This window comes from Geodermatophilaceae bacterium NBWT11, assembly GCA_014218215.1.
GTDB lineage: Bacteria > Actinomycetota > Actinomycetes > Mycobacteriales > Geodermatophilaceae > Klenkia.
The window spans coordinates 853,085-868,382 of sequence record CP043652.1; the positions used below are offsets into that span (position 1 = coordinate 853,085).

Here is a 15,298-nt window from a genome sequence, read left to right on the forward strand (position 1 = left end):
GCTCGGTGGGTCGTGCTCGCGTGCAGCGTGGTGGTGCGGGCGGACATCAGACGTCCGACCCGGTGGAGACGAGGGCGTCGGCACCGCCGACGATCTCGCTGATCTCCTGGGTGATCCCGGCCTGGCGGGCTGCGTTCGCCTGCCGGGACAGGTTCTTGGCCAGCTCCTCGGCGTTGTCGGAGGCCGACTTCATCGCCCGGCGGCGCGAGGCCGACTCCGACGCGGCGGACTCGAGCATCGCCGCGTAGATCCGGGTGCTGATGTACTTCGGCAGCAGCGCGTCCAGCAGCGCCTCGGCCGAGGGCTCGAACTCGTAGGACGAGGTGGGACCGTCGGTGGCCTTCTGGCCGGCCGCGGCGTCCTCGCGCTCGTGCTCGAACTCGTCGACCTCCTCCACCTCCAGCGGTGCCATCCGCTTGGCGACGGGCACCTGCGCCAGCAGCGAGCGGAACTCGGTGTAGACGATGTGGAGCTCGTCCACGCCCTCGATCCCGTCGGCCCCGCCGCCGGCCTCGTCGTCGTCCAGGCCTGCGGTGAAGGCCTCGATCAGCGTGCTGCCGACGGCCTGGGCGTCGCTGTAGTTCGGCTGCTCCGAGAACCCGGTCCAGGTCTCCTCGACCGGACGGTCACGGAAGCGGTAGTACGTCTCGCCCTTGCGACCGACGACGTAGAGGACCGGGTTCTTGCCCTCGCTGCGCAGCAGACCGAGGAGCTCCTCGGTGCGACGCAGCACGTTGACGTTGTACGAGCCCGCGAAGCCACGGTCGGAGGTGATCACGAGGACCCCCACCCGACCCGGCTTCTCCCGCTCGGTGAGGAGCGGGTGGTCCAGGCTCGCCGAGGACGCCAGCGCCGAGAGCACCCGGGTGATCTCCCGGGCGTAGGGCTTGGAGGCCTCGACCCGGTTCTGGGCGCGCACGATGCGGGCACCGGCGATCAGCTCCTGGGCCGAGAAGATCTTCTTCGTCGACCGGGTGGAGCGGATGCGGCGCCGCAGCGCGCGGAGGGAAGCAGCCATCGGGTCAGGCCTTCTTCTTGACCTGGACGCGCTCCTGGCCGCGCTCGGACGCGTCCATGGCCTCGACCTCGGGCTCGTTGACCTGCAGCGACTCGCCGTCGCTGGTGGTGAACTGGCCGTAGAAGGCCTCGACGGCGTTCTCCAGGTTGCGCACCGTGTCGTCCTCGAGCTTCTTGGTGTTCCGGATCGCGTCCAGGGCACCGGAGTCACCGCGGGACACGGAGTCCAGGAACTCGGACTCGAAGCGACGCACGTCGGCGACCGGGACGACGTCGAGCTTGCCGGTCGTGCCCAGCCACAGCGAGACGACCTCGCGCTCGACGGAGAACGGCTGGTACTGGCCCTGCTTGAGCAGCTCGACCAGGCGCTGACCGCGGCTCAGGGTGGCCTTGGAGGTGGCGTCCAGGTCCGAGGAGAACGAGGAGAAGGCCTCGAGCTCACGGAACTGGGCCAGGTCCAGCCGCAGCCGGCCAGCGACGGACTTCATCGCCTTGATCTGGGCGGAACCACCGACGCGGGACACCGAGATGCCGACGTTGATGGCCGGGCGCACACCGGAGTTGAAGAGGCCGGTCTCCAGGAAGATCTGGCCGTCGGTGATCGAGATGACGTTGGTCGGGATGTACGCCGAGACGTCGTTGCCCTTGGTCTCGATGATCGGCAGACCGGTCTGCGACCCGCCGCCGAGCTCGTCGGACAGCTTCGCGCAGCGCTCCAGCAGACGGGAGTGCAGGTAGAAGACGTCGCCGGGGTAGGCCTCGCGGCCCGGGGGACGACGCAGCAGCAGCGAGACCGCGCGGTAGGCCTCGGCCTGCTTGGAGAGGTCGTCGAAGACGATCAGGGTGTGCTTGCCCTCGTACATCCAGTGCTGGCCGATGGCCGAGCCGGTGTAGGGGGCGATGTACTTGAAGCCGGCCGAGTCCGAGGCGGGAGCCGCGACGATGGTCGTGTACTCCATCGCGCCGGCCTCCTCCAGGGAGGACTTGATCGAGGCGATCGTCGAGCCCTTCTGGCCGACGGCGACGTAGATGCAGCGGACCTGCTGGGCCGGGTCACCGGTGGCCCAGGCGGCCTTCTGGTTGATGATCGTGTCGATCGCGATCGCCGTCTTGCCGGTCTGGCGGTCGCCGATGATCAGCTGACGCTGGCCGCGGCCGATCGGGGTCATGGCGTCGATGGCCTTGATCCCGGTCTGCATGGGCTCGTGCACCGACTGCCGCTGGACCACCGAGGGGGCCTGCAGCTCCAGGGCGCGCCGACCGGTGGAGGCGATCTCGCCGCCGCCGTCGATGGGCTCGCCCAGCGGGTCGACGACGCGACCGAGGAAGGCGTCGCCCACCGGCACGGAGAGGACCTGACCGGTGCGCTTGACCGTCTGGCCCTCCTCGATGGAGGCGAAGTCACCCATGACCACGACGCCGACCTCGCGCACGTCGAGGTTCAGGGCCAGGCCACGCACGCCGCCCTCGAACTCCAGGAGCTCGTTGGTCATGACCGAGGGCAGGCCCTCGACACGCGCGATGCCGTCGCCGGCCTCGGTGACCGTGCCGACCTCCTCGCGGGAGACGTCGGACTCGTAGTCACTGACGTAGTTCTGGATGGCACTGCGGATCTCGTCCGCGGAGATCGTGAGCTCTGCCATGGCCCTGGGTGTCCTCTTCCCTGCTCCGGTGCTGTCTGGGGTGGTGCCTGCGCCGTCGGGCGCGGTGATCGGTCGTGCCGGGTGCTGCCGGGTGGCTCAGCCGGTCGTGCGGTGGTCAGCCGGCGAAACGCCGGCCGGCCGCCTCCAGCCGGTGGCTGATGCTGCCGTCCACGACCTCGTCGCCGACCCGGATGACCAGGCCCCCGACGATGGCGGGGTCGACCTGCACCTGCAGGCCGATGGTGCGCCCGTAGGTCCGCTCCAGGATGCCCGTCAGTCGCTCACGCTGGGCGTCGGTCAGCTCGACCGCGCTGGTCACGTGGGCGACGGACTGACCCCGGCGCGCCGATGCCGCGACCGAGATCCGCTCGACGGCGTTCGCTGCGTTGTGCACGTGCGAGCTGGTGAGCGAGTTCCGCACCAGCTTCTCGGTGACCGGGGAGACCCGGCCGGTGAGCAGCCGGTCCAGCAGTGCCGTCTTCCCCTCACGGGAGGCGCTGCGGTCACCCAGCACGCGGGCCAGGGCGTCGTCCCCGTCGATGATCCGGCTGAAGCGGAACAGCTCGTCCTCGACGGTGTCGAGCTCCCCGCGGGACTCCGCGGCGTCCAGCGCCGTGTCGGTCGCGAGGGTCTCAACGGCCTCGACCAGGTCCAGCGGGCGCGACCAGCGCTGCCGGGCCACGGTCTCGACGACGTCGACGGCGGCGGCCGACAGCTGGGAGGAGAGCAGCCGGTTTGCCAGCCCCGCCCGGTCGTCGGGCCGCACCGAGGCGTCGGCCAGGGCCCGCCGGAGCGAGACCTGACCCTCGAGCAGGTGCGCGACGGAGAACAGCTCGTCGGCCAGGGACAGTCGCCCCTGGCCGTCGGCGGTCCCGACCCGTTCGGCCAGGCGCTCACGCGAGTGCGTCAGCGCCTCCCGGCTCGAGGCGTGCATCAGCGGTTGCCCTCGGGGGCGTAGACCGTGCTGCCACCGGTGGGTGCCTGCGACGACGTGCTGGCGGACATGCCGTCCAGCTCGTCGAGGAAGCGGTCCACGGTGCCGCGGCGGCGGGCGTCGTCCTCGAGGGACTCCCCCACCACGCGACCGGCGAGCGAGACGGCCATGGAGCCGATCTGCCCACGCAGCTCGTTCACGACCTGCTGGCGGGAGGCAGCGAGCTGCTCCTCGCCGCGGGCGGTGATCCGGGCGGACTCCTCCTGGGCCTGGGTGCGCAGCTCCTCGAGGATCTGCTGCCCCTCGGCGCGGGCGGCGTCACGGATCTGCGCGGCCTCGGTGCGGGCCTCGGCCAGCTGCGCGCGGTACTGCTCGAGCGCTGCCTTCGCCTCGGCCTGGGCGGCCTCGGCGCGCTCCATGCCGCCCTCGATCGCGTTGCGGCGGTCGTTGTACGCCTTGTCGATCACGGGGAAGACGAACTTCACCACCACGAACGCCAGGATCGCAAAGGTGATCAGGCCGACGATGATCTCGCCGACCGGCGGCAGCAGCGGGTTCGGTTCGCCTTCAACAGCCAGGATGAGCACGGACGTCACCTCCTACGGGGTCTCGCTGGTCGGCAGGATCAGGCGCCGAAGATGAAGGGGACGACCAGGCCGATGAGCGCGAGCGCCTCGGAGAGGGCGGCACCCAGGAAGGCGTAGGTACGGGTGAGGCCGGCCGACTCGGGCTGGCGGGCGGTGGCCTGGATGTAGGCCGCCCACACGATGCCGACACCGATGCCGGGGCCGATCGCGGCGAGGCCGTAGCCGACCGAACCGATGCTGCCCTGCAGCTCTGCGAGAACGTCGATCATTGCGGGGTGTTCCTCCTGTGTCGGTCACCCGGGGTCCCGGGTGGCTGGCGGGGTGGTGCGTGGTGCTGACGGGCGTCGTGCGGTGGTGCGTTCTGGGCCGCGCCGGGCGCGGGGGACCTCAGTGGTGCGGCTCGACGGCCCCGTTGAGGTAGGTGGCGGTGAGGACGGTGAAGACGTAGGCCTGCAGCACGATGACCAGGACCTCGAAGAACGTCATCGCCAGCGCCATGAGGAAGGAGAACGGCGCGAAGATGATCGAGAAGTTCCCGACCTGGAGCAGGTAGACCGTGCCCAGGGAGAACACGACCAGCAGCATGTGCCCGGCGAAGAGGTTGGCGAAGAGTCGCACCGCGAGCGTGAAGGGCCGGATGACGAGCGTGGAGAGCAGCTCGATCGGGGTCACCAGGATCAGCGCGGCGCCGGGGACACCCGGAGGGACGGCGATGCCCTTGAAGTACGGGCCGACGCCCTGCTCCCGGATCCCGACGGCGTTGTAGAGGATCCAGACGAGGACCGCGAGCACCAGCGGGATCGCGAACTTGCTCATCGGCGAGATCTGGAAGAACGGGATGATGCTCATCGCGTTGTTCGCCAGGATGAAGAAGAACAGCGCGCCCAGGAACGGGGCGAACGGACGGCCCTTGGGGCCGATCACGTCGCGGGCGATGCCGTCGCGGACCAGCCCGTAGCCGCTCTCCATCAACCACTGCGCCTTGCGCGGGACGATGGTGGGCTTGCGGGTGGCCAGCACCATGAAGGCCAGGATGGCCGCGGTCGCGATCCACATGATCACCGTGATGCGGGTGATGGAGAAGTCGAGGCCGAAGACCGAGAACTCGAACAGCGATGGCGGGTAGAACTCGGCGATGCTCGGGGCGACGAAGCCGCCGCCGGGGTCGCTCTCGACCGCGAGCACGCTGGAGAGCGCGTGGGCGCTGGAGGTCACCGTTGTCCCTTCTGCGTCCTGGGCCGGCTCCGACGGCCGCCCGGGGTCCTGCGGTACGTGCTGTAGCTCGAGGAGCTGATCTTGCTGTAGCTGGTCGAGCTGATCGTGGTCGGCTGGTCGGTGGCCCCGCCGTACTTGACGGCCACCAGGTAGATCGCGACCGCGAGGCCGACGATCCCGCCGACGACGATGAACACGCGGGTGTCCAACCAGCGGTCGACCAGCCAGCCGGCTGCACCCCACACGATCAGCCCGGACAGGAGCGTCCCGGTGATCCCCCAGCCGAGGTCGGAACCACTGGGGTGTGGTCCCTCGTCAGCAGGTCGAGCGGTGCTAGGTCGGCGGCCACCGTCACGCGTGGAGGCGCTGTCCATCGGTTCGGACACTATCAGCCGTCCTGACGCTGCTCGGCCGGGTGTTCTACGTCGTGTGGCTGAACGCCGGCTGTGTGCACCCCACCGACCTGCTGGGCCGGGGGCGCCGGTGGGGTCGTGTAGTAGAGCTGCCGGGTCCACACCCACCGGGCCTGCACGCCGCTCCACAACAGTGCGCCGGCGATGACCGTCCACGCGGCCGCGACCCGGTCCGGCCACCCGTCGGCGGGCAGTGCCTGGAGCAGGGCGAAGAAGCCGATCACCTTGACGAAGAAGGCGCCCATCGCGGCGGGCAGCGTGAACGAGTCGTCGATCTTGCCGGCCCAGGCGATGGCGAAGCCGGACAGGCAGAAGAACGCCGTGACGATCGCCGCGCCGAGCACCACCCCCAGCGCCTCGGCCCACCCGGCCAGCAGCCCCACCACCGGGACGGCCACGACGGTGCAGGCCAGCGTGACCAGCGTGCCCACGCGCAGGAAGGACAGGTCCCAGGGGCCGGCGGCGCTGCGCGGACCCGAGGGCACCCCGGGTCGGCGGGCGGCGGGCTGGGTCATCGGGGGACTCCGGTGGGGTCGGGGGTGCGGGCGGGCGTCGGCGCAGGCGTCGGGGCAGGCACGGCGGGCAGGTCGCCCCGGCGCACCGACACGGTCTCCCGCCGGCGTCGTCGTCCCCAGGGCCGGCGTCGTGCGGTGCGGGCGGCCCGGCTCTCCGAGGCGGCCACCGAGGCCGCCGTCCGATCGGCCCGGCGGGCCCGCGGGCTGAGCACCACGACCACCCCGACCACCAGCAGCGCGGAGACGACCACGAGCACCTCGACGGTGCCCCCGGTGATGGACAGCGCGATGACGCCGAAGCTGAGCAGCGCGGCCCAGAAGTACATGATCAGCACCGCTCGCCGGTGCGAGTGTCCGATGGTGAGCAGCCGGTGGTGCAGGTGCATCTTGTCCGGGCTGAACGGCGACTGGCCCTTGCGGGTGCGCCGGACGACGGCCAGCACCAGGTCGGTGAAGGGGATGAAGAGCACCGCGAGCGGAACGAGCAGCGGCAGGGCGAGCGGGAGCACGCTGGCCGCGGAGTCGAAGCTCTGGGTGTCCACCCGTCCGGTCGCCGACACCGCGGCGGCCGAGAGCATCAGGCCGACCAGCATCGACCCGGAGTCGCCCATGAAGATGCGGGCCGGGGAGAAGTTGTGCGGCAGGAAGCCCAGGCAGGCTCCGGCGAGCACGGCGGTGATCAGCGCGGGGGCCGAGGCGGTGTCGTCGTAGCCGACGAGGCCCAGGTTGTAGCTGTAGGCGAACAGGGCCAGCGCCGAGATCGCCGAGACCCCGGCGGCGAGGCCGTCGAGGCCGTCGATGAAGTTCAGCGCGTTGACCACCAGCACCGTGACCAGGATGGTCAGCGGCACCCCGACGTCCCCCAGCGACAGCGTGCCGATGTTGGCGAAGGGCAGGAAGACGAAGAGGAACTGCACCCCGAGCAGCACCATCACCCCGGCGCAGGCGATCTGGCCGGTGAGCTTGGTGAGCGCGTCGATGCCGAACCGGTCGTCCAGCACCCCCAGCAGGCAGATCAGCCCGCCGGCGACGAGCACCGCGTAGGTCTGGGAGTCCTCGAAGGTGCGTTGCAGGGCCGGCAACCGGCTGGCCACCAGCACCGCGGCCGCCACGCCCAGGTACATCGCCACCCCTCCCCCGCGCGGGGTGGGGATGACGTGCACGTCCCGGTCGCGCACGGCGGCCACGACCTTCAGCCGCACCGCGAGCATGCGGACGACCGGCGTGGTCAGGAAGGTGACCAGCGCTGCCACGAGGCAGACGACGACGTACTCGCGCACCGGTGCTCGGGCTCCTCGCGGTCGGACGTCGGGTGGGCGGTCACGTCCGGGCCGCGCGGGGCGGCCCGGACGCCGGGGTCAGCGGACGGGCTCGGGGTAGGCCGGGTGCGCGGTGACGAGCTCGTGGACGCGGCCGGCGACCTCGGCCGTGCGCGAGCCGTCGGTGTCGCGGATCGCGACGCCGATCAGCGAGGCGATCTCCTTCATGTCCGACTCGGCCATGCCCTGGGTGGTCACCGCGGGGCTGCCGACCCGGATGCCGGAGGCGATCGAGGCCGGCTGGGGGTCGAAGGGGATGGCGTTCTTGTTCAGCACGATGCCGGCGGCGTCGCAGCGCGCCTCGGCCTCGGCGCCGGTGACCCCGGTGGACTGCAGGTCCAGCAGCGCCAGGTGGGTGTCGGTGCCCCCGGCGACCGGGCGCAGGCCCTCGGCGGTCAGGCCCTCGGCGAGTGCCTGGGCGTTGGCGATGACCTGGCGGGTGTAGGCCTGGTACTCGGGCGTCAGGCACTCCTTGAGGTTCACCGCCTTGGCGGCGACGGCGTGCATGAGCGGCCCGCCCTGCATCATCGGGAACGCGGCCTTGTCGATGGCCTTGGCGTGCTCGGCCCTGCAGACGATCGCGCCGCCGCGGGGCCCGCGCAGCACCTTGTGCGTGGTGAAGGTGACGACGTCGGCGTGGGGCACCGGTGAGTTTATCGCCTTGCCGGCGACCAGGCCGATGAAGTGCGCGGCGTCGACCATGAAGACAGCGTCCACCTCGTCGGCGATCTCCCGGAACGCGGCGAAGTCGATCAGCCGCGGGATGGCCGACCCACCGGCGATGATCAGCTTGGGGCGGTGCTCGCGGGCCAGGTCGCGGACCTGGTCGTAGTCGATGTGCTCGGTCGTCGGGTCCACGCCGTACTGCACGGCGTTGAACCACTTGCCCGAGAAGGACACCTTGGTGCCGTGGGTGAGGTGCCCGCCCATCGGCAGTGCCATGCCGAGCATCGTGTCGCCGGGCTTGAGGAACGCGCCGTAGGCGGCCAGGTTGGCGCTGGCCCCGGAGTGCGGCTGCAGGTTGACGTGCTCGGCCCCGAAGAGCTCCTTGCCGCGCTCGATGCCGATGGACTCGGCCCGGTCCACGACCTCGCAGCCGCCGTAGTACCGCTTGCCCGGGTAGCCCTCGGCGTACTTGTTGCTCAGCGTGCTGCCCAGCGCGGCGAGCACCGCGGGGCTGGTGAAGTTCTCGCTGGCGATCAGCTGCAGACCGCTGCGGAGGCGGTCGAGCTCGTCGGTGACGACGCCGGCGATGTCGGGGTCGAAGGACGCCAGGGCGTCGAAGTCCGGACCCCAGTAGGGGGTGTCGGCGAGGGTGCTCATCGCGGCTGCGCTCCAGAGGGAGGGGGCGCCGCGTGCCCGGGGACGGGCACGCGGAGGTCACCCCACGGTATCGCCCTTCAGTCGGTGACCGAGGGCACGACCTCGCGGAGGCGGTCGGGGTCGATGGCGCCGACGCGGAGGACGCGCGGGTGGTCGCCGGTGCAGTCGACGATGGTGCTGGCGGCCGAGGAGTCGCGGGGGCCGCCGTCGAGGACCACGGCCACGTGCTCGCCGAGCTGGTACTCCGCCTGCTCGGCCGTGGTCGCGGCCGGGCGGCCGGAGCGGTTGGCACTGGAGACCGCGAGCGGGCCCGTGCGGCGCAGCAGGTCGCGGGTCAGGTCGTCGTCGGGCAGCCGGACGGCGACGGTGCCCTCGGCCTCGCCGAGGTCCCAGGACAGCGTCGGGGTGTGCTCCAGGACCAGGGTGAGCCCGCCGGGCCAGAACGCCTCGGCCAGCCGGTGCGCCATCGGGGGCACGACGGTGACCAGGCCGGCCAGCGTCGAGGCCTCCCCGATCAGCACCGGCACCGGCATGTTCCGGCCCCGGTTCTTGGCCGCGAGCAGCTTGCCCACCGCCTCGGGGGTGAAGGCGTCGGCGGCCACCCCGTAGACGGTGTCGGTGGGCAGGAGCACCAGGTCACCGCGGGAGAGCGCGCCGGCCGCGACCGTGAGGCCCGCGGAGCGCTGCTCGTCGTCGGTGCAGTCGTAGACGTCGGCCACGGTTGCCCAGTCTCCCCCACCTAGAGTCCCGGACGTGCGCGGGTTCCTGCTGGTGGCGGTGCTGCTGCTGGGCGCCTGCGGCTCCCCCGCGGCCGACCGACCGTCGATGGGCACCCGGGTGGACTACCAGCTGGGCGGCGCGTACGAGCCGGCCGACGACGTCACCGGCGTCGTCCGCGACCGCACCGACTCCCCCGCCCCCGGCCTGTGGTCCTCCTGCTACGTCAACGCCTTCCAGACCCAGCCGGGCGAGTCGGCCTTCCCCGAGGACGTGCTGCTGCACGACGCGGCCGGTGATCGCGTCGAGGACCCCGACTGGCCGGGTGAGTTCCTGCTCGACATCGGCACCCCGGAGCAGCGGCAGCGGGTGCTCGACGTCGTCGGCCCGTGGTTCGACGGCTGCGCCGCGGACGGCTTCGACGCCGTCGAGCCGGACAACCTGGACAGCTGGACCCGCTCGGAGGGCCTGCTGGACGCCGACGACGCGGTGGCGATGGCCCAACTCCTGGTGGACCGCGCCCACGACGCCGGGCTGACCATCGCGCAGAAGAACACCGCCGAGCTGCTGGATGCCGACCTCGGCTTCGACCTCGCGGTCACCGAGCAGTGCCAGGAGTTCGACGAGTGCGACGCCTTCACCGACGTCTACGGCGCCGACGTCATCGAGGTCGAGTACACCGACGACGCCTTCGCCGCGGCGTGTGCGGCCCGGGGCGGGGAGATCGCCGTCCAGCGGCGCGACCTCGACGTCAGCACCCCGGACTCCCCGGACCACGTCTCGCGCTTCTGCGACTAGCCCCGACCCAGTCGTGCCGTCGTGTACCGCGGCCGGCCCGCGAGGTCGGGGTGGTCGACGACGTCGGCCCACGGGCCGTGCGCCCGGACCAGCGCCGGCAGGGAGTCGCCCTGCAGGTCGGCGTGCTCGATCGCGAGCAGCCCGCCGGGGCGCAGCAGCCGGGCGGCGGTGCGCAGCAGGCCCCGGACGACGTCCAGCCCGTCGGGCCCACCCCACAGGGCCAGCGGCGGGTCGTGCTCGGCCACCTCGCGGGGCAGCCCGGCGCCATCGGGCACGTAGGGCGGGTTGGAGACCACGACGTCGACAGCACCCTCGAGCTCGGTGAGCAGCCCGGGGTCGGTCATGTCCCCCGCGGTGACGGTGACCGGGGTGTCCCCCGCGGCGGCGCGGGTGGCGGCGTTGGCCCGGGTCCAGACGATCGCGTCGGGGTCCCGCTCGACCGCGGTCACCCGGGCGCCGGGGTGCTCGTGCGCCACCGACAACGCGATCGCCCCGGAGCCGGTGCCCAGGTCGACCACGACCGACACCTCGACGCCGGCGACCTGCTCCAGCACCCAGCCGGCGATCTGCTCGGTCTCCGGGCGGGGCACGAACACCCCGGGGCCGACGGCGAGCTCGACGTGCCGGAAGGCCGCGGTCCCGGTCAGGTGCTGCAGCGGCACCCGGTCGGCGCGCTGGTCGACCAGGGCCAGGAAGCGGGCGGGGTCGGCGACGTCGTCGGCGGTGATCAGCCGGGCCCGGGAGACGCCGAGCGCGTGGGCGAGCAGCAGCTCGGCGTCCACCCGCGGGGACTCGACCCCGGCGGCGGCCAGTCGTGCGGTGGCCTGCCGGAGGAGCTCGCGCGGGCTCAGCTGCCGGCCTCGAGCAGCTCGGCGGTGTGCGCGGTGACCAGGGCGTCGAGCACGGGGTCCAGCTCGCCGTCGAGCACGGCGTCGAGGTTGTGCGCCTTGAAGCCCACCCGGTGGTCGGAGATCCGGTTCTCCGGGTAGTTGTAGGTTCGCACCCGCTCGCTGCGGTCCACGGTGCGCACCTGGCTGCGCCGGGCGTCGCTGGCGGTCGCCGCGGCCTCCTCGCGGGCGGCGACCAGCAGCCGGGAGCGCAGCACCCGCAGCGCGGACTCCCGGTTCTGCAGCTGGCTCTTCTCGTTCTGCGAGCTGACCACGGTCCCGGTGGGCAGGTGGGTGATCCGGACGGCGGAGTCGGTGGTGTTCACGCTCTGCCCGCCCGGGCCCGACGAGCGGAAGACGTCGATCCGCAGGTCGTTCGGGTCGACGGTGACGTCGACCTCCTCGGCCTCGGGCAGCACCAGCACGCCCACGGCGGAGGTGTGGATGCGGCCCTGGCTCTCGGTGACCGGCACCCGCTGCACCCGGTGCACGCCGGCCTCGAACTTCAGCCGGGACCAGATGCCCTCGTCGGTGCGCGACTTCACCGCGACCGCGACGTCCTTGTACCCACCGAGCTCGGCGTCGACGGCGTCGAGGACCTCGGTGGCCCAGCCGCGCCGCTCGGCGTAGCGCAGGTACATCCGCAGCAGGTCCCCGACGAACAGCGCCGACTCCGCGCCGCCCTCCCCGGCCTTGATCTCGAGGATGACGTCCTTCTCGTCGTCGGGGTCCTTGGGCAGCAGCAGCTCGCGCAGCCGCGCCTCCAGGCCCCCGATCTGTCCCTCGAGCTCCACGGCCTCGGCGGCGAAGGCCTTGTCCTCGTCGGCCAGCTCGCGCGCGGCGGTCAGGTCCTCGCGGGCGGCCTCGAGGGCGCGGGAGGTCTCCACCAGCGGGGCCAGCGAGGCGTACCGGCGGGCCAGCCGGCGGGCGCGGGACTGGTCGGCGTGCACGGCGGGGTCGGCCAGCTCCAGCTCGAGGGAGGCGTGCTCGGCGAGCAGGTCGGCGAGGCCGCCGTCCGGTGTGCCGCTCACGTGCGTCTCCTCATCGGTGGTGGTCTCCGGACACGACGACGGCGCCCGCTCCTCCCCCCGTGGGGGGCGGTGCGGGCGCCGTCGGTGGTGCTACTTGCTGGCTGCGGTCTCGCGCTTGCCGAACCGCTTCTCGAAGCGGGCCACGCGGCCACCGGTGTCCAGCACGCGCTGCTTGCCCGTGTAGAAGGGGTGGCAGGCCGAGCACATCTCGACCGACAGCGTGCCGCCGGCGATGGTGCTGCGGGTGGTGAAGGTGTTGCCGCAACCGCACGTGACAGCAGTCTCGTGGTAGTCGGGGTGGATGTCGGGCTTCATGTCCCTGGCCCTCTCTCTGTGGTCTGGCGGGCCGAGGTCAGTCGGCCTGTGCATGGGGGTGAACGTCGTCAGCGGGCGGGGTTGTTCCACGCGCGCCGGGGCTCGGTCGGTCAGTCTCCCACAGTCAGGAGTTGCGACCGCCCTGGGGCTGGTCCTCGCGCAGGGTCGTCTTCTGGACCTGCATGAGGAACTCGATGTTGTTGCGGGTCTTCTTCAGCTGACCCAGCAGCAGCTCGAGGGCCTGCTGCGGCTCCAGCGCTGCGAGCACCCGGCGGAGCTTGATGACGATGGCCAGCTCGTCCGGGCTCATCAGCAGCTCCTCCTTGCGGGTGCTGGAGGCGTTGACGTCGACGGCGGGGAAGACCCGCTTGTCGGCCAGCCGGCGGTCGAGCTTGATCTCGGCGTTCCCGGTGCCCTTGAACTCCTCGAAGATGACCGTGTCCATCGTGGACCCGGTCTCCACCAGCGCCGAGGCGATGATGGTGAGCGAGCCGCCGTTCTCGATGTTGCGGGCGGCGCCGAGGAAGCGCTTGGGCGGGTACAGCGCCGTGGAGTCCACGCCACCGGAGAGGATGCGCCCGCTGGCGGGGGCCGCCAGGTTGTAGGCGCGGCCCAGCCGGGTGATCGAGTCGAGCAGCACGACGACGTCGTGGCCCATCTCGACCAGCCGCTTGGCCCGCTCGATGGAGAGCTCGGCGACCGTGGTGTGGTCGGTGGCCGGCCGGTCGAAGGTCGAGGCGATGACCTCGCCCTTCACCGAGCGCTGCATGTCGGTGACCTCTTCGGGCCGCTCGTCGACGAGGACGACCATGAGGTGGCACTCGGGGTTGTTCGTGGTGATCGCGTTGGCGATCGCCTGCAGCACCATGGTCTTGCCCGCCTTGGGCGGGGACACGATGAGCGCCCGCTGGCCCTTGCCGATGGGCATGACCAGGTCGATGACCCGGGTGGTGAGGGTCGTGGAGTCGGTCTCCATCCGCAGGCGCTCCTGCGGGTAGAGCGGCACCAGCTTCTGGAACTCCGGCCGGGTCTTGGCCTGGTCGGGGTCCAGCCCGTTGACCGAGTCCAGCCGCACGAGGGCGTTGTACTTGTCCTTGCGCTCGCCCTCGCGGGGCTGGCGGACGGCGCCGGTGATCGCGTCGCCGCGGCGCAGGCCGTAGCGGCGGACCTGGGACAGCGACACGTAGACGTCGTTGGGCCCGGTCAGGTAGCCCGAGGTGCGGACGAACGCGTAGTTGTCCAGCACGTCGAGGATGCCGGCCACCGGCAGCAGGACGTCGTCCTCGGCGACCGCGGGCTCGCCCTGCTCGTAGCGGTCACGCCCACCCTGGCCGGGGGTGGCGGTGCCCCGCCGGTTGCGGTCGCGGTAGCGACGGCCCCGACGACGGCCGTTGCCGTCGAACTCGTCGTCGTCGTCGTCCTGCGCGGGGCCGGCGTCCCGGTCGGTGCGACCGGCGGGCCGGTCGTTCCGGTCGGTGCGACCGCGGTTGCCGTCGGGCCCGGAGCCGTTGCCGTTCTGCCGGTCGGTGCGGTCCTGGCGGTCCTGCCGGTCGCCCCGGTCCTGCCGGTCGCCCCGGTCCTCACGGGCCGGGCGCTCGTCCCGGTCGTCGCGGGCGGTGTCGCGCGGGGTGCGACCCCGCTGGCCGCGGTCGGCACCCTGGTCGTCCTGGGTGTCGCGCTCCCGGTCGCCGCGGTCGCGGTTCCGGTTGCGGGCGCCGCGCTCGGGGCGGTCGCCGTCCTGGGCGTCCCGGCCGTCCTGGGACCGGCCGTCCTGCGACGGGCCGCCGTCCTGGTCCTGCTGGGCGCGCTCGGTGCGGCTGCGGTCCCGGCTGCGCGGGGGACGCTCGTCCTCACGGGGCTGCTCGGTGCGGGGCTGCTCGCTGCGGGGCTGCTCGGGGCGCTCGTCCTCGCGGGCGGGCTCGTCCCGGACCTGGCTGCGGGTGCGGCTGCGTCGTCCGCGGCCCTCCTCGGCCGGAGCGGCGTCCTGCTGCGCCGCGGCCGGCTCGGCGGCCTCGTCGGAGGCCTGGACGGGCGCCTCCACGGGCGCACGGTCGCCGAGCACGGCGGCACCCGGGTGGGTGTCGGCCGGCGCGGGCGCCTCGACGTCCGGAGCGCCGGCCGGGCGGCTGGCCCCCCGGCGGCGGCGGGTCGGCGGGGCGGCCTCGGCGCGCGGCGGGGTCGCCACGGGCGCCTCGGCCGGCGTCTCGACGGTGGTCTCGGCGACCGGCTCGGTGACGGGGGCGTCCGCGACGGGAGCCGCGGCGGGGGCCGGGCTGCCGACCTGGCGCGCCTCGATGGCGCTCACCAGGTCGCCCTTGCGCATCCGGCCGGTGCCGGCGATGCCCAGTTCGGCGGCCAGGCGCTGCAGCTCCGGCAGGAGCATGCCCGACAGGCCGGTGCCGCGGCGGCGCTTGCCGGCGGCGGCCTCGGCGCCGGAGCCGGCGGACCCGGTGGGGTCGGCGGCGCCATCGGCGACGAGGGAGGTGGTCTCGCTCACGTACAGGTCCTTCCCTGCGGTGACCTGCGCCTACTGGCGCAGGGGGTGACCGGTGGTCCTCTCGGGTTCGCCACGACGTGGTCGTGG

Annotated in this window: 15 protein-coding genes and 2 pseudogenes; 1 reads left to right on the forward strand and 16 read right to left on the reverse strand. The window is 72.6% G+C overall.

Translation table 11 applies throughout. From position 1 onward, the window contains the following. Positions 1-46: 46 nt before the first annotated feature. The 11 genes and pseudogenes from F1C76_04005 to F1C76_04055 form a co-directional block, all read right to left on the reverse strand. A complete protein-coding gene (locus F1C76_04005) occupies positions 47-1,018 on the reverse strand; it encodes a F0F1 ATP synthase subunit gamma (GenBank protein QNG35870.1) in 972 nt (323 codons plus the stop codon). A 4-nt stretch (positions 1,019-1,022) separates the two neighbouring features. After that, positions 1,023-2,660, reverse strand: coding sequence for a F0F1 ATP synthase subunit alpha (locus F1C76_04010; GenBank protein QNG35871.1), 1,638 nt, complete (start codon positions 2,658-2,660; stop codon positions 1,023-1,025). A gap of 115 nt (positions 2,661-2,775) precedes the next feature. Next, positions 2,776-3,594 (reverse strand): F0F1 ATP synthase subunit delta, encoded by an 819-nt coding sequence (locus F1C76_04015; GenBank protein QNG35872.1) that lies wholly within the window; start codon positions 3,592-3,594, stop codon positions 2,776-2,778. Next, complete coding sequence (locus F1C76_04020) at positions 3,594-4,181, reverse strand: F0F1 ATP synthase subunit B (GenBank protein QNG38995.1); 588 nt, start codon at positions 4,179-4,181, stop codon at positions 3,594-3,596. The genes F1C76_04015 and F1C76_04020 overlap by 1 nt, the downstream gene beginning before the upstream one ends. A 38-nt stretch (positions 4,182-4,219) precedes the next feature. Next, positions 4,220-4,447 (reverse strand): ATP synthase F0 subunit C, encoded by a 228-nt coding sequence (atpE, locus tag F1C76_04025; GenBank protein ID QNG38996.1) that lies wholly within the window; start codon positions 4,445-4,447, stop codon positions 4,220-4,222. Positions 4,448-4,568: 121 nt separating this feature from the next. Further along, positions 4,569-5,396 carry a F0F1 ATP synthase subunit A gene (gene atpB / locus F1C76_04030; protein QNG35873.1) on the reverse strand — a complete coding sequence of 276 codons (828 nt, stop codon included), beginning with the start codon at positions 5,394-5,396 and terminating at the stop codon, positions 4,569-4,571. Continuing rightward, positions 5,393-5,770: an AtpZ/AtpI family protein gene (locus F1C76_04035; GenBank protein ID QNG35874.1), complete on the reverse strand. Its 378-nt coding sequence runs from the start codon at positions 5,768-5,770 to the stop codon at positions 5,393-5,395. The genes atpB and F1C76_04035 overlap by 4 nt, the downstream gene beginning before the upstream one ends. A gap of 98 nt (positions 5,771-5,868) precedes the next feature. Then, a pseudogene (locus F1C76_04040) lies at positions 5,869-6,324 on the reverse strand (hypothetical protein). Continuing rightward, the gene (locus tag F1C76_04045; GenBank protein ID QNG35875.1) at positions 6,321-7,604 is read right to left on the reverse strand and encodes an undecaprenyl/decaprenyl-phosphate alpha-N-acetylglucosaminyl 1-phosphate transferase; all 1,284 of its coding nucleotides are present in this window, start codon (positions 7,602-7,604) and stop codon (positions 6,321-6,323) included. The pseudogene F1C76_04040 and the gene F1C76_04045 overlap by 4 nt, the downstream one beginning before the upstream one ends. A 78-nt stretch (positions 7,605-7,682) precedes the next feature. Next, on the reverse strand, positions 7,683-8,966 hold the full coding sequence (locus F1C76_04050) for a serine hydroxymethyltransferase (GenBank protein QNG35876.1): 1,284 nt from the start codon (positions 8,964-8,966) through the stop codon (positions 7,683-7,685). 77 nt (positions 8,967-9,043) lie between these two features. Further along, complete coding sequence (locus tag F1C76_04055; protein ID QNG35877.1) at positions 9,044-9,685, reverse strand: threonylcarbamoyl-AMP synthase; 642 nt, start codon at positions 9,683-9,685, stop codon at positions 9,044-9,046. 106 nt (positions 9,686-9,791) lie between these two features. Between F1C76_04055 and F1C76_04060 the strand changes: the two genes are divergently transcribed. Further along, on the forward strand, positions 9,792-10,481 hold the full coding sequence (locus tag F1C76_04060; protein ID QNG38997.1) for an endo alpha-1,4 polygalactosaminidase: 690 nt from the start codon (positions 9,792-9,794) through the stop codon (positions 10,479-10,481). Here the strand turns inward: F1C76_04060 and prmC are convergent. The 5 genes and pseudogenes from prmC to F1C76_04085 all read right to left on the reverse strand — a co-directional run bounded on the left by prmC (position 10,478) and on the right by F1C76_04085 (position 15,198). After that, entirely contained in the window at positions 10,478-11,332 is an 855-nt protein-coding gene (gene prmC, locus F1C76_04065; protein ID QNG35878.1) for a peptide chain release factor N(5)-glutamine methyltransferase, read from the reverse strand. The genes F1C76_04060 and prmC overlap by 4 nt on opposite strands. Beyond that, complete coding sequence (gene prfA, locus F1C76_04070) at positions 11,329-12,399, reverse strand: peptide chain release factor 1 (GenBank protein ID QNG35879.1); 1,071 nt, start codon at positions 12,397-12,399, stop codon at positions 11,329-11,331. The genes prmC and prfA overlap by 4 nt, the downstream gene beginning before the upstream one ends. A 90-nt stretch (positions 12,400-12,489) precedes the next feature. After that, on the reverse strand, positions 12,490-12,714 hold the full coding sequence (gene rpmE / locus F1C76_04075; protein QNG35880.1) for a 50S ribosomal protein L31: 225 nt from the start codon (positions 12,712-12,714) through the stop codon (positions 12,490-12,492). Positions 12,715-12,838: 124 nt separating this feature from the next. After that, positions 12,839-15,097 (reverse strand): transcription termination factor Rho, encoded by a 2,259-nt coding sequence (locus tag F1C76_04080; protein ID QNG38998.1) that lies wholly within the window; start codon positions 15,095-15,097, stop codon positions 12,839-12,841. Between the two features lie 8 nt (positions 15,098-15,105). Continuing rightward, positions 15,106-15,198 (reverse strand): annotated as a pseudogene (locus tag F1C76_04085) (energy transducer TonB). Between the last annotated feature and the right edge of the window lie 100 nt (positions 15,199-15,298).